This is a genomic window from Streptomyces sp. (assembly GCF_036566765.1).
Lineage (GTDB): Bacteria > Actinomycetota > Actinomycetes > Streptomycetales > Streptomycetaceae > Streptomyces.
Map to the genome: position 1 here is coordinate 17,288 of NZ_DATCVQ010000570.1, position 22,794 is coordinate 40,081.

At 71.5% G+C, this 22,794-nt stretch carries 19 protein-coding genes and 1 pseudogene; 3 read left to right on the top strand and 17 right to left on the bottom strand.

The features are described 5' to 3' along the window. Nucleotides 1–80: 80 nt before the first annotated feature. The 11 genes from VIU94_RS33195 to VIU94_RS33245 form a co-directional block, all read right to left on the bottom strand. Nucleotides 81–1,358 carry a thymidine phosphorylase gene (locus VIU94_RS33195; RefSeq protein WP_331917243.1) on the bottom strand — a complete coding sequence of 426 codons (1,278 nt, stop codon included), beginning with the start codon at nt 1,356–1,358 and terminating at the stop codon, nt 81–83. An 82-nt stretch (nt 1,359–1,440) separates the two neighbouring features. Next, on the bottom strand, nt 1,441–1,842 hold the full coding sequence (locus VIU94_RS33200) for a cytidine deaminase (RefSeq protein ID WP_331917245.1): 402 nt from the start codon (nt 1,840–1,842) through the stop codon (nt 1,441–1,443). Continuing rightward, nucleotides 1,839–3,146 carry an ABC transporter permease gene (locus VIU94_RS33205; RefSeq protein ID WP_331917247.1) on the bottom strand — a complete coding sequence of 436 codons (1,308 nt, stop codon included), beginning with the start codon at nt 3,144–3,146 and terminating at the stop codon, nt 1,839–1,841. Before VIU94_RS33205 ends, VIU94_RS33200 begins: the two co-directional genes overlap by 4 nt. Then, complete coding sequence (locus VIU94_RS33210) at nt 3,143–4,255, bottom strand: ABC transporter permease (RefSeq protein ID WP_331917249.1); 1,113 nt, start codon at nt 4,253–4,255, stop codon at nt 3,143–3,145. Before VIU94_RS33210 ends, VIU94_RS33205 begins: the two co-directional genes overlap by 4 nt. Continuing rightward, nucleotides 4,252–5,844 (bottom strand): ABC transporter ATP-binding protein, encoded by a 1,593-nt coding sequence (locus tag VIU94_RS33215; RefSeq protein WP_331917276.1) that lies wholly within the window; start codon nt 5,842–5,844, stop codon nt 4,252–4,254. Before VIU94_RS33215 ends, VIU94_RS33210 begins: the two co-directional genes overlap by 4 nt. Nucleotides 5,845–6,040: 196 nt before the next feature. Beyond that, nucleotides 6,041–7,078: a BMP family lipoprotein gene (locus VIU94_RS33220; protein ID WP_331917251.1), complete on the bottom strand. Its 1,038-nt coding sequence runs from the start codon at nt 7,076–7,078 to the stop codon at nt 6,041–6,043. Nucleotides 7,079–7,298: 220 nt separating this feature from the next. Beyond that, nucleotides 7,299–8,522: a M20 family metallopeptidase gene (locus VIU94_RS33225; protein ID WP_331917253.1), complete on the bottom strand. Its 1,224-nt coding sequence runs from the start codon at nt 8,520–8,522 to the stop codon at nt 7,299–7,301. A gap of 116 nt (nt 8,523–8,638) precedes the next feature. Continuing rightward, nucleotides 8,639–9,706, bottom strand: coding sequence for a hypothetical protein (locus VIU94_RS33230; protein WP_331917255.1), 1,068 nt, complete (start codon nt 9,704–9,706; stop codon nt 8,639–8,641). Beyond that, nucleotides 9,703–10,602, bottom strand: a complete 900-nt coding sequence (locus tag VIU94_RS33235; RefSeq protein ID WP_331917257.1) for an N-acetylneuraminate synthase family protein — start codon at nt 10,600–10,602, stop codon at nt 9,703–9,705. Before VIU94_RS33235 ends, VIU94_RS33230 begins: the two co-directional genes overlap by 4 nt. 11 nt (nt 10,603–10,613) lie before the next feature. Further along, a complete protein-coding gene (locus VIU94_RS33240) occupies nt 10,614–11,870 on the bottom strand; it encodes a cytidylyltransferase domain-containing protein (RefSeq protein ID WP_331917260.1) in 1,257 nt (418 codons plus the stop codon). After that, complete coding sequence (locus VIU94_RS33245; RefSeq protein ID WP_331917262.1) at nt 11,870–13,144, bottom strand: DUF6716 putative glycosyltransferase; 1,275 nt, start codon at nt 13,142–13,144, stop codon at nt 11,870–11,872. Before VIU94_RS33245 ends, VIU94_RS33240 begins: the two co-directional genes overlap by 1 nt. 209 nt (nt 13,145–13,353) lie before the next feature. On the opposite strand from VIU94_RS33245, the gene VIU94_RS33250 reads away from it, so the two are divergent. Continuing rightward, complete coding sequence (locus VIU94_RS33250) at nt 13,354–14,334, top strand: glycosyltransferase family 2 protein (protein WP_331917278.1); 981 nt, start codon at nt 13,354–13,356, stop codon at nt 14,332–14,334. Continuing rightward, nucleotides 14,331–15,686: an alpha-2,8-polysialyltransferase family protein gene (locus VIU94_RS33255; protein WP_331917264.1), complete on the top strand. Its 1,356-nt coding sequence runs from the start codon at nt 14,331–14,333 to the stop codon at nt 15,684–15,686. The genes VIU94_RS33250 and VIU94_RS33255 overlap by 4 nt, the downstream gene beginning before the upstream one ends. A gap of 36 nt (nt 15,687–15,722) precedes the next feature. On the opposite strand, the gene VIU94_RS33260 is transcribed toward VIU94_RS33255, so the two are convergent. Genes VIU94_RS33260 through VIU94_RS33270 form a run of 3 tightly spaced genes read right to left on the bottom strand, consistent with a single transcriptional unit; the run spans nt 15,723 to nt 18,875 of the window. Beyond that, the gene (locus tag VIU94_RS33260; RefSeq protein WP_331917266.1) at nt 15,723–16,547 is read right to left on the bottom strand and encodes a MerR family transcriptional regulator; all 825 of its coding nucleotides are present in this window, start codon (nt 16,545–16,547) and stop codon (nt 15,723–15,725) included. 37 nt (nt 16,548–16,584) lie between these two features. Next, the gene (gene leuE / locus VIU94_RS33265) at nt 16,585–17,235 is read right to left on the bottom strand and encodes a leucine efflux protein LeuE (protein ID WP_331917268.1); all 651 of its coding nucleotides are present in this window, start codon (nt 17,233–17,235) and stop codon (nt 16,585–16,587) included. A gap of 59 nt (nt 17,236–17,294) precedes the next feature. After that, nucleotides 17,295–18,875 carry an acyl-CoA mutase large subunit family protein gene (locus tag VIU94_RS33270; RefSeq protein WP_331917270.1) on the bottom strand — a complete coding sequence of 527 codons (1,581 nt, stop codon included), beginning with the start codon at nt 18,873–18,875 and terminating at the stop codon, nt 17,295–17,297. 182 nt (nt 18,876–19,057) lie between these two features. On the opposite strand from VIU94_RS33270, the gene VIU94_RS33275 reads away from it, so the two are divergent. Beyond that, nucleotides 19,058–19,930 carry a L,D-transpeptidase family protein gene (locus tag VIU94_RS33275; RefSeq protein ID WP_331917272.1) on the top strand — a complete coding sequence of 291 codons (873 nt, stop codon included), beginning with the start codon at nt 19,058–19,060 and terminating at the stop codon, nt 19,928–19,930. Nucleotides 19,931–20,241: 311 nt separating this feature from the next. Here the strand turns inward: VIU94_RS33275 and VIU94_RS33280 are convergent, their stop codons facing one another. The 3 genes and pseudogenes from VIU94_RS33280 to VIU94_RS33290 all read right to left on the bottom strand — a co-directional run. Next, nucleotides 20,242–21,294: a hypothetical protein gene (locus VIU94_RS33280; protein WP_331917274.1), complete on the bottom strand. Its 1,053-nt coding sequence runs from the start codon at nt 21,292–21,294 to the stop codon at nt 20,242–20,244. Continuing rightward, nucleotides 21,294–21,983, bottom strand: coding sequence for an RNA polymerase sigma factor (locus VIU94_RS33285; protein WP_331917280.1), 690 nt, complete (start codon nt 21,981–21,983; stop codon nt 21,294–21,296). The genes VIU94_RS33280 and VIU94_RS33285 overlap by 1 nt, the downstream gene beginning before the upstream one ends. 286 nt (nt 21,984–22,269) lie before the next feature. Further along, nucleotides 22,270–22,794 (bottom strand): annotated as a pseudogene (locus tag VIU94_RS33290) (hypothetical protein); the annotation flags it as partial.

Here is a 22,794-nt window from a genome sequence, read left to right on the forward strand (position 1 = left end):
TGCCGAACGGGACCGGTGGGGGTCCACCGATCCCGTTCGCCCGAAAGGGCCACTGGCACATGCCAAGGGCGATCAAATGATCACGCGATGCGGTCCATGACGATCGGGGTCGGCGTGAACGCCGTGCCCTCCGGCGCGATGTCGTACGCCGCCTCCAGGGGCTTCAGGGCGTAGCCGAACTTCTCCGGGGTGTCCGTGTGGAGGGTCATCAGGGGCTGGCCCGCGGTGACCGTGTCGCCGGGCTTGGCGTGCAGCTGCACGCCCGCGCCCGCCTGCACCGGGTCCTCCTTGCGCGCGCGGCCCGCGCCGAGGCGCCAGGCGGCGATGCCGACGTCGTACGCGTCGAGGCGGGTCAGCACGCCCGACGTCGGGGCGGTGACGACGTGCTGCTCGCGGGCGACCGGCAGGGTCGCGTCCGGGTCGCCGCCCTGGGCCGCGATCATGCGCCGCCAGACGTCCATCGCGGAGCCGTCCGCCAGCGCCTTCGCCGGGTCGGCGTCCTTGATGCCGGCCGCGTCGAGCATCTCGCGGGCCAGCGCGATCGTCAGCTCGACGACGTCCGCCGGGCCGCCGCCCGCGAGGACCTCGACCGACTCGCGGACCTCGAGGGCGTTGCCGGCGGTCAGGCCGAGCGGGGTGGACATGTCGGTGAGCAGGGCGACCGTCTTGACGCCGCTGTCGGTGCCGAGGCCGACCATCGTCCGCGCGAGCTCCCGCGCGTCCTCGATGTTCTTCATGAACGCGCCGGTGCCGACCTTCACGTCCAGGACCAGCGAGCCGGTGCCCTCCGCGATCTTCTTCGACATGATCGAGGAGGCGATCAGCGGGATCGCCTCGACGGTGCCGGTGACGTCCCGCAGGGCGTAGAGCTTCTTGTCGGCGGGCGCCAGGCCGTCGCCCGCGGCGCAGATCACCGCTCCCGTCCCGTCCAGGACGGACAGCATCTCCTCGTTCGACAGCAGCGCCCGCCAGCCGGGGATCGACTCCAGCTTGTCCAGGGTGCCGCCGGTGTGGCCGAGGCCGCGGCCGGAGAGCTGCGGAACGGCCGCACCGCAGGCGGCGACCAGCGGGGCCAGCGGGAGGGTGATCTTGTCGCCGACGCCGCCGGTGGAGTGCTTGTCGGAGGTCGGGCGGGAGAGGGACGAGAAGTCCATGCGCTCGCCGCTCGCGATCATCGCCGCGGTCCAGCGGGCGATCTCGTCGCGGTTCATGCCGTTCAGCAGGATCGCCATGGCCAGGGCCGACATCTGCTCGTCGGCGACCTCGCCGCGGGTGTACGCGTCGATGACCCAGTCGATCTGCTCGGGGGTCAGCTCGCCCTTGTCCCGCTTGGTGCGGATGACGGAGATGACGTCCATGTGGTGCCTCTTTCTACGCGCATAGAGGGGTCAAAGGAGGGAGCGGCCCCTCCCATCGTGCCGGAAGGGCCGCTCCGAGGTGCTACTTGGCGAGGTGGCCGGGGCCGAATGCCTGCGGCAGCATCTCGTCCAGGGTCAGCCGGCCGGTGGGCGTCTCCAGGACGAGCGCGGGGCCGCCGAACTCGTACAGCAGCTGGCGGCACCGGCCGCAGGGCACCAGCGCCTCGCCCCGGCCGTCCACGCACACGAAGTGCGTGAGCCGGCCGCCGCCGGTCGCCTGGAGCTGCGAGACGAGCCCGCACTCCGCGCACAGCGAGAGGCCGTACGAGGCGTTCTCCACGTTGCAGCCGGAGACCACCCGCCCGTCGTCGACCAGGGCGGCCGCGCCCACCGGGAAGCCCGAGTACGGCGCGTACGCGTGGGACATGGCCTCCCGCGCGCTCGCCCACAGGACGTCCCAGTCGACGACGGGCGGCGTGGTCACTTGCCCTCGCCCTTGCGGTAGCGCATGCCGTCCGCCTTGGGCATCCGCAGGCGCTGCGCCGAGAGCGAGAGGACCAGCAGGGTGACCACGTACGGCGTGGCGCTGACGAACTCGACCGGGACGGTGGTCGTGCCGAGGTACCAGATCAGGACGCCGACGCCGATGACGATGCTCACCGAGGAGGTGATCCAGCGCTTCTTGTACGCCTTCCACGCCGCGATGCCGACGAGCACCACGAACAGCAGCAGGAGCAGCGCGTGCACCGACTGGCCACCGCTGCGCAGCTGGAGCGCGTCGGCGTAGCCGAACAGGCCCGCGCCCATCGCGAGGCCGCCCGGACGCCAGTTGCCGAAGATCATCGCCGCGAGGCCGATGTAGCCGCGGCCACCGGTCTGGCCCTCGTTGTAGATGTGCGAGGTGACCAGCGACAGGAACGCGCCGCCGAGTCCGGCGAGGCCGCCGGAGACGATCACGGCGATGTACTTGTACTTGTAGACGTTGACGCCCAGCGACTCGGCGGCGATCGGGTTCTCGCCGCAGGAGCGCAGCCGCAGACCGAACGCGGTCTTCCACAGCACGAAGAACGTGGCGATGACCAGCAGCACGGCGAGGATCGTGACCAGCGAGAGGTTGGTGACCAGGCCGCCGAGGATGCCCGCGACGTCCGAGACCAGGAACCAGTGATGCTTCTCGATGTCGGCCAGCCAGTCCGACAGGCCCGGGATCGTGACCGAGGTGATCTCCTCGGCCGGCGGGGACTGCTTGGGGCTGCCGCCCTTGGCCGCCGCCTCGCCGGAGTTGAACCACAGCTTGGCGAAGTAGGTGGTGAAACCGACCGCCAGGATGTTGATCGCGATGCCGGAGATGATGTGGTCGACGCTGAAGGTGACGGTGGCGACCGCGTGCAGCAGACCGCCGATCATGCCGCCCACGATGCCGGCGAGGATGCCGATCCAGGGGCTGGTCTGCCAGCCGGCCCAGGCGCCGAAGAAGGTGCCGAGGATCATCATGCCCTCGAGGCCGATGTTGACCACGCCCGCGCGCTCGGACCACAGCCCGCCGAGACCGGCGAGGCCGATCGGTACGGCGAGCGAGAGCGCGGCGCTGATCTGGCCGGCCGAAGTGAGGTCCTGCGCGCAGGTCACGGCCTCCTGGCAGGTGATCTCCCGCACCGCGGAGAGGGCGAGGAGCCCGCCCGCCACGATCAGCAGGATCCAGGGGAGCGAGAGGCGGGAGCGGCCGCCCTTGCCACCGGCCGCCTTGGGGGCGGCGGGCGGCGGGGTGGAAGTCGCCGTGGCGGTCACGCCGACACCTCCGTCGTGTCGTGGGAACGGGCCTGGGCCGCGAGCTTCTCGCCGACCTGGCGCTGCTGGCGCTTGATGCCGTAACGGCGGACGACCTCGTAGGCGATGACGACGCAGAGGACGATGACGCCCTGCATGACGCCGACGATCTCCCGGTCGTAGTCCTCGAACTCGAGCTGCTGGCCGCCGCGCTCCAGGAACGCCCAGAGGATCGCGGCGAGCGCGATGCCGATCGGGTGGTTGCGGCCGAGCAGGGCGATGGCGATACCGGTGAAGCCGATGCCGACGGGGAAGTCGCCGCCGAACTCGTACGAGTCGTTGAGCAGCGTCGGCATACCGATCAGACCGGCCATGGCGCCGGAGATCAGCATGGAGGTGACGACCATCTTCTTGACGTCGACACCGCTGGCCGCGGCGGCCGTGTCGGACTGGCCGACGGTGCGCAGGTCGAAGCCGAAGCGGGTGCGGGAGAGCGTGAACCAGTACGCGACGCCCGCGAGGACCGCGACCACGACGAAGCCGTAGACCGGGGTCGGGGTGGTCGGGAACTCGAAGAAGTGCGAGGACTCCGGCAGCGGGGTCGTGGCGACCTTGGTGCCGGCCGCGTCCAGGTGGCCGAGGCGACCGGGCTGCAGCAGGTAGCCGATGATCGCGGTCGCGATGAAGTTCAGCATGATCGTCGAGACGACCTCGCTGACGCCGCGGGTGGTCTTGAGGACACCGGAGATGCCCGCCCACATGGCGCCGACGATCATCGCGGTGATGATGATCAGCGGGATCTGGACGATGCCCGGCAGGGTCAGCGCGCCGCCGACGGCGGCGGCGAAGAAGGCCGCGAGCCGGTACTGGCCGTCGACACCGATGTTGAACAGGTTCATGCGGAAGCCGATGGCCACCGCGATGCCCGCCAGGTAGTACGTCGTCGCCTTGTTGATGATGTAGACCTGGCTGTCCGACTTGATGCCGTAGTCGAACATGATCCCGAAGGCGCTGAACGGCTCCTTGCCGGTGGCCGCGAGCACCAGGGCGGTGATCAGGAAGGCGGCGACGATCGCGAGCACGGGCGCCGCGATCCCCAGGAGCAACCGCTCCTTGTCGATCTTCTTCATCGGGCCTCGTCCTCCGGGCCGTCGGTGCCCTCAGGGCTCTCATCGTGCGCAAGGTGACCGGCGGCGGCGCCGGTCATGGCCGAGCCGAGCTGCTCCGGGGTGATGGTCGCCGGGTCGGCGTCCGCGACCAGCCGGCCGCGGTACATCACCCTCAGGGTGTCGGACAGGCCGATCAGCTCGTCCAGGTCGGCGGAGATCAGCAGCACCGCCAGGCCCTCGCGGCGGGCGGCGCGGATCTGGTCCCAGATCTGCGCCTGCGCGCCGACGTCCACGCCCCGGGTGGGGTGCGCGGCGATCAGCAGCTTGGGGTCGTGGCTCATCTCGCGGCCGACGATCAGCTTCTGCTGGTTGCCGCCGGAGAGGGAGGCCGCGGTGACCTCGATGCCGGGGGTGCGGACGTCGTACTCGCGGACGATCCGCTCGGTGTCCTTGCGGGCGGCCTTCAGGTCGAGGATCGCGCCCTTGGAGTTCGGCTTCTCGGTGACGTGACCGAGGATGCGGTTCTCCCAGAGGGGGGCCTCCAGGAGCAGACCGTGCCGGTGGCGGTCCTCGGGGATGCAGCCGATGCCGTCCTCGCGCCGCTTGCGGGTCGGCGCGGCGGAGATGTCGTCGCCGTCCAGGGTCACCACACCGCTGTCGGCGGCGCGCATGCCCATGATCGTGTCGACGAGCTCGGACTGGCCGTTGCCCTCGACGCCGGCGATGCCGAGGACCTCGCCCTTGTGGATGGTCAGGGTGATGCCGTCGAGCACCGCGCGGATCACGCCGTCGGGGTCGACGGCGCTCAGCGACAGGTCCTGGACCGTCAGCATCGGCACGTCGGTGACGGTCGACTCGCGGGTCTCCGGGGAGGGCAGCTCGGCGCCGACCATCAGCTCGGCGAGCTGCTTGGTGGTGGTGTGCTTCGGGTCGGCGGTGCCGACCGTGGTGCCGCGCCGGATGACGGTGATCTCGTCGGCGACCGACAGGACCTCGCCCAGCTTGTGCGAGATGAAGATGACCGTCAGGCCCTCGGCCTTGAGCTCGCGCAGGTTGTCGAAGAGCGCGTCGACCTCCTGCGGGACGAGCACGGCGGTCGGCTCGTCGAGGATCAGGGTGCGGGCGCCGCGGTAGAGGACCTTGAGGATCTCCACGCGCTGACGGTCGGCCACGCCGAGGTCCTCCATGAGGACGTTCGGGCGGATGCCGAGGCCGTACGCGTCGGAGATCTCCTTGATCCTGGCGCGGGCCTTGTCACCGATGCCGTGCAGCTTCTCGGAGCCGAGGACGACGTTCTCGAGGACGGTGAGGTTGTCCGCGAGCATGAAGTGCTGGTGCACCATGCCGACACCGCGGGCGATGGCGTCTCCGGGGTTGTGGAACGTCACCAGCTCGCCGTCGACCGTGATGGTGCCCTCGTCCGGCTTCTGCATGCCGTAGAGGATCTTCATCAGGGTCGACTTGCCCGCGCCGTTCTCGCCCACGAGGGCGTGCACGGTGCCGCGGCGCACGGTGATGTCGATGTCGTGGTTGGCCACGACGCCGGGGAAACGCTTGGTGATGCCGCGGAGTTCTACGGCGTTCGGACTACTGGGGCTGGAGGCTTTGATGACGCACTCTCCTAGGCAGGGAGCGTGAGGAGGATCAGGCGGGGAAGCAGGCGCTGTCGGTGGCGAAAAATACCCTGCGGGAACGACGCTACGCGCGTAGCTTTCGGAAAATCGTTCAACTGCCTGCGGGCATACGAGAGAAGGGGGCCCGGAGTGTCGGCCGAAGCCGCACTCCGGGCCCCCGTTCTGCGCGATGTCAGAGGGTCGTCGGGACCTTGATGGTGCCGTCGACGATCTTCTTCTTGGCCTCGTCGAGCTGGGCCTGGATGTCCTTGAGGTGGTCACCCGTGGTGGTCAGCGAGACACCGTTCTCGGCGAGCGAGTAGGTGTGCGTGCCCGTCATCGGCTTGCCGTCCTCGGTGGACTTGATCAGCTCGAAGACACCGGTGTCGACGTTCTTGACCATCGAGGTCAGGATCGAGCCGGCGTACTTGGAGAGGGCCGGGTCCTTGGCCTGGTCCGAGTCGACGCCGATCGCCCAGGTGCCGGGCTTGGCCGCGACGGCCTCGATCGCGCCGGCGCCGGAGCCGCCCGCGGCGGCGTAGATGACGTCGATGCCCTTGTCGAGCATGCCCTTGGCGGCGGCCTTGCCCTTGTCCGGGGCGCCGAAGCCGGAGAAGTCCGTACCGGTGGACAGGTACTGGATGGTGACCGAGGCGGCCGGCTTGGTGTCCTTGACGCCCTGCTGGAAGCCGGCGGCGAACTTCTTGATCAGCGGGGTGTCGACGCCGCCGATGAAGCCGATCTTGCCGTCCTTGGACTTCAGCGCGGCCGCGACACCGGCGAGGTACGAGCCCTGCTCCTCGGTGAAGACGATCGAGTCGACGTTCTTGTTCTCGGAGACCGAGTCCACGAGGCCGAAGTTGGTCTTCGGGTACTTCGCGGAGACCTTGTCGATGGCGTCCTTGTAGGCGAAGCCGACACCGATGACGGGGTTGAAGCCGCCCTCGGCGAGCGACGTGAGGCGCTGCTCGCGGTCGGCCGGGGTCTCACCGGTCTTGGCGGTGAGCTCCTTGGTCTCGACGCCGAGCTCGGCCTTCGCCTTGTCGAGACCGCGCGCGGCGGAGTCGTTGAAGGAGTTGTCGCCACGGCCGCCGACGTCGTAGGCCATGCCGACCTTGATGGTGTCCCCGGAGCCGGAGCTCTCGGTGGAGGACTCTCCGCACGCGGTGGCGGTGAGAGCGAGAGCCGCTGTGACAGCACACGCGGCGGTGATCTTGGATACCCGGCGCACGAGGAGGTCCCTTCAAGACTGACCGAAAGCGCCCCTTGCGGCGCTGGCTTGTGGGCGATCGTAACGCGCGTAGATGTCAGTTAAAGACCCGTTCATCAGTCGTTACCGGATCGACGCCCGCGAGTCGCACCGCTCCATTTTGCAGGCGTGTCGGCCGACTCGCACGCCGAGTGGCGCGAATGGGGACGGGTCGGCCGACCGGGCTGTTCGGCGCCCGGCGTCAGCGCTTCGGAGCGGCGTCCAGCAGCGCCGCCGCCGTGAACAGCTCGACGCCGACCTCGATGGCCCGCTCGTCGGCGTCGAAGTCGCCGCAGTGCAGGTCCCGGCGTGTCGTGTCGCCCGGGGTGCGCACGCCCAACCGGGCCATCGCGCCGGGGACGTGCTCCAGGTACCAGGAGAAGTCCTCGCCGCCCAGGCTCTGCTCGGTGTCCTCGATCGCGTACGCGCCGCGGCGCTCGGTCATGGCGTCGCGCAGCAGCTCGGTGATCACCGGGTCGTTGACGACCGGCGGGACTCCCCGGATGTAGGTGATGGTCGACTTGGCCCGATGCAGGGTCGCGATCTCGTCGACCGCGGCGTGCACCAGGTCGGGCGCCTCGCGCCAGCCGGGCAGATCCAGACAGCGGACGGTGCCGGAGAGCTCGGCGTGCTGCGGGATGACGTTGCAGGCGTGCCCGGCCTCGATCCGGCCCCAGGTCACGGCGAGCCCGGAGCGGGCGTCGACCCGGCGGCCCAGCAGGGCCGGAACCTCGGTGGCGACCTTCGCAGCGGCCGTGACCAGGTCGGTGGTCAGATGCGGGCGGGCGGTGTGGCCGCCGGGCCCGTCCAGGGTGATCTCGAGCCGGTCGCAGGCGGAGGTGATGGGCCCGGGCCGCAGCCCGATCCGGCCGGCGTCCACCCGCGGGTCGCAGTGCACCGCGATGATCCGGCCGACGCCGTCCAGGACGCCCGACTCGATCGCGTCGGGCGCGCCGCCGGGCAGCACCTCCTCGGCGGGCTGGAAGATCAGCCGAACGGGGGCGGGCAGCAGCCCCTGGCGGTCCAGCTCGGCGAGGACCAGGCCCGCGCCGAGCACGGCGGTGGTGTGCACGTCGTGGCCGCAGGCGTGCGCCATGTCGGGCACGGTGGAGCGGTACGGGACGTCCGTCTTGACGTCCGGAATCGGCAGCGCGTCGATGTCCGCCCGGAGGGCGAGCATCTTCTTGCCCCTGTCCCAGGTGCCCACGTCGCACATGAGCCCCGTGCCCGTGGCCAGTACCTTCGGCGCGAGGCCGGCCGCCTCCAGGCGGGCCTTGAGCCGGGCGGTGGTGCGGAACTCCTGGTTGCCGAGCTCGGGGTGCATGTGCAAGTCCCTGCGGAACGCGATCAGTTCGGTACGCAGGGTTTCCGGCAGACGTCCGGGCAGGGCGACGGAGTCGGGCTCACGGGACTTCAACTGGTTCACCTTTTGAAGGGTAGGCCCCCAGAGAGATCAACTGCCCGTCGATCAACAAAACTTCAACCCGTTAGGGGAAGAAAAACGGCCCGAACACGCTTGAGGCCCACCCCGTATGGGTAAGCTCAGCCGAATTCGAGCCGCTCGATCATCGTGGGCGCCGTGCCCGTCACCCCGGACAAGAAGCCCTGCGCCCGTGGTGAGGCGTTCTCCCGGAGCCACTCCGGCGCCACCTCGCAGACCGCGATCCGCACCCCCGTCCCCTCCAGCACCGCCGGCAGCGTGTGCACCACCGTGGACGGGAAGCTCACCACCGTACGCCCGATCGGGCCCCGCCGGGCGATCAGCTCCAGCGGCAGATCGGGCCGGACGATCTCCATCCCGGTCTCCACGGCGATCCGGTGCAGTTTCTCCGCGCTCTCGCGGCGGTGCGCGAAGTACCGGGTCGCGCCGTGCGCCTCGGACAGGGCGCCGACGGCCTCGGCGTACCTGTCCGGGTCGACCACGCCGGTCTCCACCAGCGAGGTCCCCACCAGGTCCGCGCCTCGGGTCTGCCGGGGCGGGCCGAACCGGGCCCGGGTCCAGGCGAAGCGGTTCGGGGTGACCGTGGCGCCCGGCGGCGGTTCCACCGGCAGCGCGGTGAAGATCTCCACGCTGCGGCGCTGTGTGGGCGCCATCCGGTGCCGGGCCAGCGCGGAGACCGGGGCCAGCACGAGTTCGCGCGGGCCCCGGCTGCCGCGCCGGTGCCAGCGCACCAGCCGTTCGCCGCGGGTCAGCTGGGCGGCGAACTCCATGGTCGCGGTGCCGTCGTCGACGACCGTGAGCCGGTCCGTGCGGACCAGCGTGAGCAGCAGCTGGACGTAGCGGGAGAACGGGTCGCCGATGACGACCCGGTCCGCCCGGTTCAGCTCCGGGGCCAGCCCGGCGAGGGTGCGCAGCACCGCCCCCATGCCGGCACGGGCCTCCTGCCAGCGGACCGCGACCCCCTCGTCGCGGGCCAGCTGGGCCATCCGGCGCAGCTGGCCCCGCGACATGGGGTCGGTCGGCGGCAGCACGACGATCGTGAGGTCGCCGGCGAGGCCCCGGGAGCCCTCGGAGGTGCGCTGCGCGGGAACGGGCGTACGGGCGTACGCCCATTCCAGGACGTTCAGGAGCTGGACCGGGCTCTCGACGAACGCCAGCTGCCCGGTCATGCGGCGACGAGCCCCTGGACCCGGCGGAGCTTCTTCATCGGGCCGATCTCGGACTCGTAGACCTTCTTGACGCCGTCGCCGAGGGCGGTCTCGATGGTGCGGATGTCGCGCACCAGGCGCTGCAGGCCCTGCGGCTCGACGGAGGCGGCCTGGTCGGAGCCCCACATGGCGCGGTCGAGGGTGATGTGGCGCTCGACGAAGGCGGCGCCGAGGGCGACGGCGGCGAGGGTGGTCTGCAGGCCGGTCTCGTGGCCGGAGTAGCCGATCGGGACGTTCGGGTACTCCTCCTGCAGCGTCTGGATCACGCGCAGGTTGAGCTCCTCGGCCTTCGCCGGGTAGGTGGACGTCGCGTGGCAGAGCAGGATGTTGTCGCTGCCCAGGACCTCGACGGCGTGGCGGATCTGCTTCGGCGTCGACATGCCCGTGGAGAGGATGACCGTACGGCCGGTGGCGCGCAGGGAGCGCAGCAGCTCGTCGTCGGTGAGGGAGGCGGAGGCCACCTTGTGCGCGGGGAGGTCGAACTTCTCCAGGAAGGCGACGGCCTCGGTGTCCCACGGGGAGGCGAACCAGTCGATGCCGCGCTTCTTGCAGTGCTCGTCGATCTGGCGGTACTCGTCCTCGCCGAACTCCACGCGGTGGCGGTAGTCGATGTAGGTCATGCGGCCCCAGGGAGTGTCGCGCTCGATGTCCCACTGGTCGCGCGGGGTGCAGATCTCCGGGGTGCGCTTCTGGAACTTCACGGCGTCGCAGCCGGCCTCGGCGGCCACGTCGATCAGCGCGAAGGCGTTGTTCAGGTCGCCGTTGTGGTTGATGCCGATCTCGCCGGTGACGTAGACGGACTGGCCGGGGCCGGCGGTCTTGCTGCCGAGGGTGCGAAGACGGGTGTCGGTGCTCATCGGGGTGTTCCTTACGCGTTCGGGAGGGTGGGGGCGGGAAGGGTGACGGAAAGGGCGGGGACGGGGGCCGCGAGCTCGGGGCCGAGGAGCCAGCCGGCGATCTCGCGGATCGCGCCGGAGCCGCCGGGGGTCGCGGTGACCGCGCGGGCGGCGGCCCTGACCGAGTCGTGGGCGCCTGCGACCGCGACGGGCCAGCCGACGAGGTGGAAGCAGGGCAGGTCGTTGACGTCGTTGCCGGCGTAGAGCACGCGCTGCGGGTCGACGCCGTTCTCGTCGCACCACTGCTTCAGGGCCCGGTCCTTGCGGTCGATGCCGTGCAGGACGGGGATCTTGAGCTTGCGGGCGCGGGCGGCGACCACCGGGTTCTCCTCGGAGGAGAGGATCAGCAGCGGGACGCCGGCGCGGCGCAGCGCGGCGATGCCGAGGCCGTCGCCGCGGTGGACGGAGACGAACTCGTGGCCCTCGGAGTCGACGAGGACGCGGTCGTCGGTCTGGGTGCCGTCGAAGTCGAGGACGACGGCGTCGACGTCGGCCAGGAGCGGCGTGGCGACCGGATCGAGCAGCGGCGCGAGGGCGCGGGCGCGGGCCAGGTCGTGCGGGTCGTCGATCTCCAGGACCCGGGCGGGGTCGGTGACGACGGCGGCGGTGCGGCCGAAGAAGCGGTGCCCGTGCTTGCGGAAGCCCTCGGCGCACATGGCGTACGCGGCGCCCGTCTCCAGGTACTCCGGCTCGCGGTCCTGGCGGCGCGGGCGGAAGGCCTTGTCGTGGTTGACGCCGGTCGCGTCGCTGGGGTCCGCGGTGCGGGCGCGCCACAGGAAGCCGTGGGACGGGGCCGTGGTCAGGGCGGTGTCGGCGGGGCCCTGCAGCACCTCGGCGGTGACCCCGTCGACGTCCTCGGAGGTGAGGAACGGGCTGGTGCACTGGACGAGGAGGACCACGTCGGCGCGCCGGCCGTGGGTGGCCTCGAAGGCGTCCATCGCGTGCAGCACCGCCGACTCGCTGGAGGCGGTGTCGCCGGCGATGGACGGCGGGCGGTGCACGGCCTCCGCGCCGGCGGCGCGGGCCGCGGCGGCGATGTCCGCGTCGTCGGTGGAGACCACGACGTCGGTGACCAGGCGGGCGCCGCGGCAGGCGCGGACGGCCCGGACGACCAGCGGGACGCCGCCGACCTGGGCGAGGTTCTTCGCGGGGACGCCCTTGGAGCCGCCGCGCGCGGGGATCACGGCGAGCACGGTGGCGGTCGCAGAGGTGTCCGTGGTCGTGCTCATCACAGTTCTCCCAGGCGGCGGATGACGGGGGCCACGCGCTGGACGCCGTGGCGGTACGCGCCCCGGGCGGCCTCGCGGACGAACCGGCGCAGCCCGCTGTCGCGGGTCTCCGGCGCCGTCACGTCGAGGCGGTGCCGGGCGAGGATGCCGGGCAGGTAACCGGGCGCGGTCTCGGCCGTGTAGTAGGGGGCGATCGGGGGCAGGGCCGGCCCGTCGAGCAGCGCGGCGACGCGCTCGCGGGCGGCGTCGAAGGCCGTGTCGTACGAGCCGTCGTGGGCGACGCCCTGGCGGGCCAGCCACGCCTCGTCCGGAACCGGCCGGTCGCCCTTGTCCAGCGCGTCGAACGAGGCGAGCAGGCCGGAGCCGACGAAGTGGTGGTTGCCGAGCACCTCGCGGACGCCGAGATCGCTGAGGATCGCGGTGGGGATCCGCCGGTGCAGGGCCTCGAGGGCGGCCGTCGAGGAGACCGTGACCAGCAGGTCGGTGCGGTCCAGGACCTCGCCCATGTGCCCGTACACGAGGCGGAAGTTGGGCGGCACGGCCAGGTCGCGGACGAGCTTCTGGTACGGCAGCTCCTCCAGGTGCGTGGTGTGCTCGCCGGGCTTGGAGCGGAGCTTGAGGAGCACCTCGCGGTCGGGGTGCAGCCGGGCGTGGCCGACGAGTCGGCGCAGCAGGTACATGCGGTCGGCGCGGGTCGCCGGCACGGACGGCTGGGCGGCGAACACGAGGGTGTCGCGGCCGGCCTCCGGGGCGTACGGCGCGCCGCCGAGGAACGGCAGCGCGGCCTCGACGACGGAGGAGGCGTCGGCGCCGACTCCCTCGTACACGTCGCGGAACCGCTCGGCGTCGTGCCGGGAGTTGGCGAGGACGACGTCCGCGCCGTGCCGCAGCAGCAGGCCGTCGGCGAGCTTCTCGTAGACGACGCCGACATAGCCGGTGACGATCACCGGCCGGCGCTCCAGGCCGAGGTCGGCGATCCCTTCGAGGACCGCGCGGACCGTGCCGCCGACCAGCGCGAGGACGACGACGTCGTACCCCTCGTCCCGTACCGCCCGCAGGAAGTCGGCGCCGGTCACCTCGCGCGGCGGCTCGTCGGCGACGCCGGTCTCGGCGAGCTGGCGCGCGGTGGGGGTGGCCCGGCCGCGCAGGAGGAAGCCGGTCGGCTCCGCGCCGACGGGGGCGATGCGGCGCGCGGTGAGCGCACCCCATTTCCACCGGGTGTCGGAGTCGGCGAGTACGGCGACGCGCACCGCTGCATTGCTTGGTGATGGCACGTCGAGGACGTTAGAAAGGCATCCGGCTCGATGGCCCAACTCGGCCACAACAAAGGGTGAACACCGGCATTACACGTTCTGAAAAGGCCCGGGAATGGCGTGTCGTGAACGCGTCGGTCAACCCGATTCAGCAGACCGTCGCCGCGCGTTCACCGCACATCTCCCTTTCGGACAGGGCGAATGCCGGGGGCCCGCCTAGCGTCCTCGGCGTGGTCAAGCTCTCCGTGGTCGTGCCGTTCTACAACGTGCAGACATACGCCCCCGACACCCTCAGAAGCCTGCACGCGAACGCGCGGGACGACGTCGAGTTCGTGCTCGTCGACGACTGCTCGACGGACGGCACGCCGCTGATCCTGGAGCGCGCGGCGCGGGAGCTGCCGGGGGCGGTGCTGATCCGTCACGAGCAGAACGGCGGCCTGGCCACCGCGCGCAACAGCGGGCTCGACGCGGCCCGTGGCGAGTACCTCGCGTTCCTGGACGGGGACGACTGGGCCGCGCCCGGTCACTTCGCCCAACTCCTCTGTGCTGCAGAGGAGTTGGGGTGCGATTTCGTGCGTACCGACCATGTCGTGGCGACCGGCCGGAAGCGCTCGATCAAGCGGGCGCCGATCGGCCGGCGCGGCGAGGTGCTGCGGCCGCGGGACGCGATCCTGCCCGCCCATCGGACCACCTCGGTGGACTACCCGTACGCCTGGGCCGGGCTCTACCACCGGCGGCTGCTCGACCGGGAGCTGCTGCACTTCACCGACGGTCTGCGGACGGCCGAGGACCGGCCGTGGATCTGGCGGCTGCACCGTGAGGCGGAGTCCTTCGCGGCGGTGAGCACGCTGGGCGTCTTCTACCGACGCGGGGTGGCGACGTCGCTCACGCAGATTGCGGATTTGCGACAACTGGATTTCATCCGCGCATTCGACCAAGTGATCGACGAAACGGTGAACGATCCCGATGCCGACCGACTTCTGCCGAAAGCGGTGCGCACATACTGTGCGATCATCGCGCACCACAACGCGGCGATCGGACGGTTCGAACCGGCGGTCGCGAAGAAATTGCGGACGATGAGCGCGGCCGCGCTGAAACGAATGCCGCAGGACATTCTGAAGGAGGCGCTGAACTCCATGGACGCCGATCGCGCGGTACTGCTGCGCAAGTTGCGCCGCCGCCCGGTGTCCGCGGAGGTGGCGGCGGCATGAGCACCGGTGACGTGCGTACGACGCAGATCTTCTACGCCTCCACGCTGTACGGGGTGGCCACGCTGGTCGCCGCCCTGGACAGCGGCTGCTTCGGCCCGACCGACCGGCGTCTGCTGCTGCTCGCGAACAACGCGGCGGTGCCCGAGACGGCGGTCGCCCCGGACGGCATGGAGGGCTTCGAGCGGCTGCGCGACCGCTTCGACGCGGTGCTGTCCTGGAACGAGGCGATCTCTCCGCTGCACCCGTCCGGCTGGACGCCCCGCCCGGACGACGTCCCGATCCTGGAGCGGCACCTGCGCAAGCTGTGGGATCTCGGCGACGACCGGATCGAACTGGCCGTGGAATCCGTGCAGGTGACCCCGGCGCTGTCGATCGCGCAGCTGTTCCCCGACGCGTCGCTCGACGTGTACGCGGACGGGCTGATGAGCTACGGCCCGACCCGCAACAAGATCGACCCGCTGGTCGGCGAGCGGGTCCGGCGACTGTTCTGCCTGGACCTGGTGCCGGGGCTCGCGCCGCTGCTGCTCTCGGAGTTCGGGGCGACGGCCCGGGTGGTGCCCACGGAGGCGTTCGCCAAGGTGATCGCGGAACTGTCGGGCGAGCCCGCGGCGGACGGGGAGACCGGGCCGGCGCTGCTGCTCGGCCAGTACCTGGCCGCGCTGTCGATCCTCACGCCCGCCGAGGAGGAGGCGCTGCACCTGCGGATGGTGCGCGGCGCGGTCGCGCTCGGCCACCGCAGGCTCGCGTTCAAGCCGCACCCGACGGCCCCGCACTCCTGGACGCGGGCGCTGCGCGAGGAGGCGGAGCGGCTCGGCGCGGAACTGACCGTGCTCGACCGGCCGGTGCTCGCCGAGGTGCTCTACCGGGAGCTGCGACCCGCCCTGGTGGTGGGCTGCTTCTCCACGGCGCTGCTGACGGCGAGCACCTTCTACGGTCTGCCGGTGGCCAGGGTCGGCACGGACACCCTCCTGGAGCGGCTGACCCCGTACGAGAACAGCAACCGCATCCCGGTCACGATCGTCGACGCCCTGCTGCCGGACCTCGCGGACCCGACCGGCGTCGCGATGTGGGCCCCGCCGTCCCCCTCGGACGTGGCGGAGGACCTGGCCGGACTGGTCGGCGCGGTGGGCTTCGCCATGCAGCCCCAGATCCGCGCGGACCTGCGCCCGGTGGCGGAGAGCTATCTGGCAGGCGGCCCGACCCCCGCGACCTGGCGCTACTTCACCCGCCGCCGCCTCACCGTCCTCGGCCTCCCCGGCGGCCTCCCCGTCCCCCGCCACGCCGCCGTCCGCCGCCTCGCCCGCAAGGCCCGCCGCCTGAAGCGCGCGGCCTTGAGAAGGGTGAGCCGCTAGCCGACGGGCGTCGCTAGCGGGTGTCTGACAATTCCCCTAGGCCCGGACCACCGGCTCCTGGATCTCGGTCACCCAGGCGTTCGGGTCGTCCGGGACCTCCAGGTAGAGCTCGCGGGCGTAGCCCGTGGAGCGGTAGCCGTTGGCGTCGATCCAGGTGGCCAGGGTCTGGACGGTCGGCAGGAGGTCGTCCATCCGGCCCCGGTGGACGACGGTCGCCGCCTCCTCCAGGGCGGGCAGCACGACGACGTCGACGCCCGCCACCTCCTCCGTGCCCGCCGGAAGGGTCATCCCCGCGTGGACGACGACCGAGCCGTCGCCCCGCCCCGCGTCCGTGTAGTACGCGATTCCGGGGCCGAACCCCGTGACGCCCGCGGCCTCCAGGCGCGCGCACAGCTCCTCGTACAGCGGCTGGATGACCGGGCCGATCTCCCCGGGGCCGAAGCCGGCCGCCACCCCGCTCAGCTCGGCGATCCGGGCGGCCGGGATGTTCTTGACGACGACGTCCTGCGTGGACATGCGTCCCTCGCTCTCGATGGCTCGGAGCCGCGCGCCGACCTGGGCGAGCCGGGCCGCACCCTGCGCCAGGGCCGTCTCCAGCTCGGCCTGGCGCAGGCGCAGCATGCCCCGCAGCTCGTCCGCGCCGATCTCGTCGTCGAGGATGGCCCCCACCTGGTCCAGGGTGAAGCCGAGGTCCTTGAGCGCGATGACGCGGTTGAGCCGGGCGAGCTGACCGGCCTCGTAGAAGCGGTAGCCGCTGTGCGGGTCGACATGGGCGGGGCGCAGCAGTCCGACGGCGTCGTAGTGACGCAGCATCCGGACCGACACCCGGCCGTGTCGGGCGAAGTCTCCGATGGTGAACATGACGCCCCCTACGCAACGGCCTCACACGGTGTCAGGGTCAAGCGGCGCTGCTGAGCGAGAGCTTCGCGGCGAAGCCGAGGAAGAGCGCACCGGCCGCGGAGGTGGCCCCGGCCGAGAGCCGCCTGCGGCGGCGGAAGGCGGCGGCGAGGCGGGTGCCGCCGAATATCAGGGTCGTCAGGTAGAGGAAACTGCCCAGCTGGAGCAGGCTGCCGAGGACCAGGAAGGACAGCGCCGGGTAGGCGTACCCGGGGTCCACGAACTGCACGAAGAAGGAGATCAGGAAGAGGATCGCCTTCGGGTTGAAGAGGCTGATGATCAGGGCGCGGCGGTACGGGTTCTCCCCGGCCGGAGCCTCCACGGGCTCCTGTGCGGTCAGCTCGCCGCGCGAGCGCCACATGCTCCACGCCGCCCGCAGCATGCCGATCGCCATCCAGGTCAGATAGCCCGCGCCCGCGTACTTCACGATCATGAAGAGCAGCGGGGTGGTCTTCAGCAGCGAGGCCGCGCCGAGCGCGGCCAGCGTCATGAGGACCGCGTCCCCGGTGAACACCCCGGCCGCCGCCTTGTACCCGGTGCGGGCGCCCTTGCGGGCGGCGACGGACAGCACGTACAGCGAGTTCGGCCCCGGCAGAAGGATGATGAGGACGAGGCCCGCGAGATAGGTCGGCAGATCGGTGACACCCAGCATGAAGCGGAGTGTCGCACGTGGGTACGACACTCCGCCCGCCTGTTTCGTATCGCGGAAGATCAGAACGCGTCGGTCGGGACGTACGTGCCCCAGACCTCCCGCAGCGCGTTGGAGACCTCTCCGACCGTCGCCCGCGCCCTCAGCGCGTCCTTCATCGGGTAGAGCACGTTGTCCGTGCCCTCCGCGGCCTTCTTCAGCTCCGCGAGCGCCGCGTCCACCGCCGCCTGGTCCCGGTCGGCGCGCAGCTTCGCGAGGCGCTCGGCCTGCTGGGCCTCGATCGCCGGGTCGACGCGCAGCGGCTCGTACGGCTCCTCGACGTCCACCGTGTAGCGGTTGACGCCGACGACGACCCGCTCGCCGCTGTCCGTCTCCTGCGCGATCCGGTAGGCGGAGCGCTCGATCTCGTTCTTCTGGAAGCCGCGCTCGATCGCGTTGACCGCGCCGCCCAGGTCCTCGACCTTCCGCATCAGCTCCAGCGCGGCGGCCTCGACGTCGTCCGTCATCTTCTCGACCACGTACGAGCCCGCGAACGGGTCCACGGTGGCGGTGACGTCGGTCTCGTACGCCAGGACCTGCTGGGTACGCAGGGCCAGTCGCGCGGACTTGTCCGTCGGCAGCGCGATGGCCTCGTCGAAGGAGTTGGTGTGGAGCGACTGGGTGCCGCCGAGAACCGCCGCCAGGCCCTGGACCGCGACGCGCACCAGATTGACCTCGGGCTGCTGCGCGGTCAGCTGCACGCCGGCGGTCTGGGTGTGGAAGCGGAGCATCAGCGACTTGGGGTTCTTCGCGCCGAACTCCTCCTTCATCACCCGCGCCCAGATCCGGCGCGCGGCGCGGAACTTGGCGACCTCCTCCAGGATCGTGGTGCGGGCCACGAAGAAGAAGGAGAGCCGGGGCGCGAAGTCGTCGACGTCCATGCCCGCGGCGACCGCGGTACGCACGTACTCGATGCCGTCCGCCAGCGTGAACGCGATCTCCTGCGCGGGCGAGGCGCCGGCCTCGGCCATGTGGTAGCCGGAGATCGAGATGGTGTTCCACTTCGGGATCTCGGCCTTGCAGTACTTGAAGATGTCCGCGATCAGCCGCAGCGAGGGCTTCGGCGGGAAGATGTACGTGCCGCGGGCGATGTACTCCTTGAGCACGTCGTTCTGGATGGTGCCGGTCAGCTTGTCCGCCGGGACGCCCTGCTCCTCGCCGACGAGTTGGTAGAGGAGCAGCAGGAGGGCGGCCGGGGCGTTGATGGTCATCGAGGTGGAGACCTTGTCCAGCGGGATCCCGCCGAACAGCACCCGCATGTCGTCGATCGAGTCGATGGCCACGCCGACCTTGCCGACCTCGCCGTGCGCGATCGGGGCGTCGGAGTCGTGTCCCATCTGCGTCGGCAGGTCGAAGGCGACGGACAGGCCCATCGTGCCGTTGGCGATCAGCTGCTTGTAGCGGGCGTTCGACTCGACCGCGGTGCCGAAGCCCGCGTACTGCCGCATCGTCCAGGGCCGCCCGGTGTACATCGACGGGTAGACGCCGCGGGTGAAGGGGTACGAGCCCGGCTCGCCCAGCTTCTCGTCGGGGTCCCACCCGTCCAGGGCGTCCGGCCCGTAGACCGGCTCGATCGGAAGACCCGACTCCGACTCGCGCGACATCTCTGTGCCTCTCGATAGACCTACTGTGCAGTACCGACCCTCGCGACGGACTGTAGCGGCGGCCGTGCGACGGCAAGAGGGCCGCACGTTGGGACCTTCCTCACAGGATGCTCCCCTGTGCGCAACCAAGCACGCGCGGGAAGCATCACTACGTACACACACACGTCCCGGGGGGCAAAACCATGCGCCACAGTTCCGTCATACGCAGAGCAGTCCTGGCCGCCGCCGCGGTCGCCCTGGCCGCCGGGTGCACCGCACAGGCCGCCGGCGGGGGCACGGCGTCACCGTCGCCGGTCGCCCCGTCGTCGAGCGCGCCTTCGAGCGAGCCGTCGGCCGAGCCGACCACTGACGACAAGCCCTCGGCCTCCCCGTCCACCGAGGCCCCGTCGCCGTCCGCGAGCCCGACGACCGAGAAGCCGCAGGCCAAGGTCCTGATGGGCGACGGCGACGAGAGCGCCCAGGTGCGCGAGCTCCAGGCCCGGCTGCGCCAGATCGGCTACTTCGACCGCGCCCCCACCGGCTTCTACGGCTCGCTGACCGGCGGCGGGGTGAAGGCCTTCCAGAAGAAGCGGGAGCTGCCGCAGACCGGCTCGGTCGACGAGACCACCTGGCAGCGGCTGCTCGGCATGACGCGCAAGCCGACCCCGGCCGAGCTGCGGCCGTCGACCAGCAACAAGCTGGACAAGCCGGACCCGCGCTGCATGACCGGCCGGGTGATGTGCATCAGCAAGGAGACGCGGACGCTGGCGTGGATGATCGACGGCAAGGTCCAGTCGTCGATGGACGTCCGCTTCGGCTCGGAGAACACCCCGACCCGTGAGGGCACGTTCAAGGTCAACTCCAAGAGCCGCAACCACGTCTCGACGATCTACCACACGCCGATGCCGTACGCGATGTTCTTCAGCGGCGGCCAGGCCGTGCACTACTCCGCGGACTTCGCGGCCCGCGGGTACAACGGCGCGTCGCACGGCTGCGTGAACGTCCGGGACCGGGGGAAGATCGCCGCCCTCTTCGACCAGGTGAAGGTCGGGGACAAGGTCGTCGTCCACTGGTAGAGCACCGGTGGGAGAGAGGCGCGGGCGGGACCGGGGGAACGTGTCCCGCCCGCGCCTGGTGCGCCGAGCCGTAGGTACGGGGGGAACCCCGGCTCGTGTGCGCCGCCGATGACCAGTCGGCTCATTCAGTACTGCGTCACCGCCCGCGAAAACGTCACACCCTCGTGGAAACGAAACGGTAACGGGCGCGAGACAAGGCATCGGCGCAGGTCAGAAGGGGCCTACAGGGGCCGGTGGGGCTGCCGAGGTCCGGCGAGGGATCTGCCGAGGTCCGCGAGGGGCTGCCGAGTTCCGGCCAGGGGCCGTCGTGCTCAGGCGGCGTGATCGGAGACCGGCGCGGCGGTGCCGTCCGCCGCGACCGGCTGCGGGGAGAGCGACCGGAAGGAGATGAGCGGGAGGGGCGTGGACGCGCTGTCCGTGCCGGAGGCGCGGTCGCCGCCGGATCCCGTGTCGCCGCCCGAGCCGGAGTCGTCGCCGGACGTACGGCCCGTCTGGCCGCCGTCGCCGTCGCCGGTGCCGGAGCCGGTGTCGCCCGAGCCGCCGGAACCGTCCGAGCCGCCCGAGTCGCCGGACTTCTCCGCCTCGGCGAGCAGCCGGTCGCAGAAGTTCTTCACGCTCTGGCCGCCCTGCGTCGCCGACGAGAGACGACGGCGGTCCTCCGAGTCGATCCGCCCGGCCCGCAGGTCGAGGCAGGCCGCGATGAACCGGGCCTTGGTGGCGCCGTCCTTCCCGGGCGTGGCGGTGTCGGGGCCGTCCTTCGGTGTGCCGTCGTCGCCGCCGGTCGCCGTCGGCGTGGGCGACGGGCCGCCGGTGGCCGAGGGAGACGGTTCGGTGCTCGAGTTCCCGTCGGCGCCGGGCGTACGGGACGAGCCGTCACCGCCGTCCGGCGTCTCGGAGTCCTCCTCGCCCGGCGTGGCCGCGGCCGACACGGAGCTCCCGGGCTCCGGCGCGTCGAACGGCGTCGGCAACACCCCGGTCCCGGCCGCGACGGCGACCCCGCCGACGGCGAGGCCGGCGATCGAGGCCGCGAGGCCGAAGCGCACCGACCGCGTCCACCGCTTCTTGCGGCCCCGCCCGGCGGGAGCGCCGAGCCGCACACCGCCCAGATCGGCTGGACCGGGAGCGGGCGCGGGGAGCGGCATCGCCGCGCGGGTCCGTGTGACCGCGCGGAACGCGGCCATCGCCGCCTCCTCGCCCGGAAGCGGAGCCGGTCCGGCGAGTGCGTCGGGGCGGGCGGAGTCGAGGGCCTCGGCGAGCCGGTCGGCCTCTTTGCGTGCGTGATCGTCGACGCTCTCGACCCGGTCCCCGCGCAGCAGTCGCTCCGCGGCCTCCAGGTCGAGCCATTGGTACCGCTCGTCGGCCATCACATGTCCTTCTGCGTCCGCGCGCGTGAATGCGTCACACCGCCCGGCCGGGTCGTGTCCGACCCGCGCCCGCGCTGCGGGGGCACGCCCTCCAAGGAAGAGGAGGTTCCGCTCGCGTCGGTTCCGTTCCCGACGGATCCGTCGTCGCCGAGGAGTTCGGCCAATCGTTTGAGTCCGCGGTGCGCCGCGGTGCGTACGGCTCCGGGCCGTTTGCCCAGCGTCTCGGCGGCGCTCTTCGCGTCCAGGCCGACGACCACGCGCAGCACCACGGCCTCGGCCTGGTCCTGCGGGAGCCGGGCGATCAGGTCCATCGTGTGGCTGGTGGCGAGGGCTTCCATCGCCTCGCCCGCGGTGTCGGACTCGGCGGGCTTGTCGGTGAGCTCGGTCTCGTCGCCGCCCACGGCGGGGCGTCTGCCGCGCATTCGTATGTGGTCGAGCGCGCGGTTGCGGGCGATGCGGGCCGCCCAGCCCCGGAAGCGGTCGGCGTCTCCGCTGAAGCGGTCCAGGTCACGGGCTATCTGGAGCCAGGATTCGGAGGCCACGTCCTCGGCGTCGGACTCGCCGACGAGGGAGCGTATGTAGCCCAGCAGACGGGGGTGCACGGTGCGGTACACAGCACGGAAGGCATCCTCGTCCCCGTTCTGCGCCGCCAGCACCGCGGCCGTCAGCTCCGCGTCGTCCCCCAGCAAACCCCACACCTGTCCGTCATCACGGCTGGTCATCGCCGCCGCGCCGCTCTGCGCGCACGAGCACGCTACGTCCTCACCGGGTGTCACGTCCATGTGCGTCGGCGTGTTTGTACAAGCTGCAACAGACGGGGGTCAAAAGCGGTGTGACAGAAAACGCAGGCACGGCGCTGAGAGGAGTACGGGGCCGTGCTGCGGCTCCGTCGATGACGACCGGGGCCTCTCCTGTGGGGGGTGGCGGCCCCGGTCGTCCTCTATTGCGGAGCATGTCGGGGCTGGTCAAGGCTTCTCACTGCTTCTTCCGCCTGGTGCGGTCGTCGGCATCGTCGGCGTCCTGCTCGCCCTTGTCGTCCCCCTTCTCGTCTTCGCCCAGCCGCGGGGCGCAGTACGCCTCCACCCGGCTCGGGCCGCCGGCCGCCGCCTCCAGTCGCTCGAAGGCCGTCCCGTTCGGGGCCTCGCCCTTGCGGCGCACGGAGGCAAGGTAGACCCGGCAGTGCGCCGTCTCGTCCTTGGCCGTGGCCGGGCGCCGCGCGTCCGGCCGCTTGGCGGCCGGGGTGAGCTCGGGGACGAGCGGTCCGGTCGGGGTCCCGCCGTAGGTCGGACGGTCGTCCGGCGCGGTGTCGGTGTATCGGGGAGACGCGGATGCGGACGCCGGGGGCGCGGGGGTCGGCGCGCTGTCGAGCACGCCGGTCGACGCGGCCACAGCGACGCCGCCGAGCAGCACGGTCACGGCGACGCCCAGGCCCAGGGCCCGTACGGGGGCGGCGCCCCGGCGTCGTACGGTCGCGGGCCGCCAGTCGTCGCGCCGCCGGGT

Bases quoted from the DNA above. Each gene is read 5' to 3' on its own strand.
- VIU94_RS33270 (WP_331917270.1), bottom strand. From the start codon at position 18,875: ATGTCGCGCGAGTCGGAGTCGGGTCTTCCGATCGAGCCGGTCTACGGG.
- VIU94_RS33195 (WP_331917243.1), bottom strand. From the start codon at position 1,358: ATGGACGTCATCTCCGTCATCCGCACCAAGCGGGACAAGGGCGAGCTG.
- VIU94_RS33240 (WP_331917260.1), bottom strand. From the start codon at position 11,870: ATGAGCACGACCACGGACACCTCTGCGACCGCCACCGTGCTCGCCGTG.
- VIU94_RS33260 (WP_331917266.1), bottom strand. From the start codon at position 16,547: ATGTTCACCATCGGAGACTTCGCCCGACACGGCCGGGTGTCGGTCCGG.
- leuE (WP_331917268.1), bottom strand. From the start codon at position 17,235: ATGCTGGGTGTCACCGATCTGCCGACCTATCTCGCGGGCCTCGTCCTC.
- VIU94_RS33280 (WP_331917274.1), bottom strand. From the start codon at position 21,294: ATGGCCGACGAGCGGTACCAATGGCTCGACCTGGAGGCCGCGGAGCGA.
- VIU94_RS33230 (WP_331917255.1), bottom strand. From the start codon at position 9,706: ATGACCGGGCAGCTGGCGTTCGTCGAGAGCCCGGTCCAGCTCCTGAAC.
- VIU94_RS33275 (WP_331917272.1), top strand. From the start codon at position 19,058: ATGCGCCACAGTTCCGTCATACGCAGAGCAGTCCTGGCCGCCGCCGCG.
- VIU94_RS33210 (WP_331917249.1), bottom strand. From the start codon at position 4,255: ATGAAGAAGATCGACAAGGAGCGGTTGCTCCTGGGGATCGCGGCGCCC.
- VIU94_RS33255 (WP_331917264.1), top strand. From the start codon at position 14,331: ATGAGCACCGGTGACGTGCGTACGACGCAGATCTTCTACGCCTCCACG.
- VIU94_RS33235 (WP_331917257.1), bottom strand. From the start codon at position 10,602: ATGAGCACCGACACCCGTCTTCGCACCCTCGGCAGCAAGACCGCCGGC.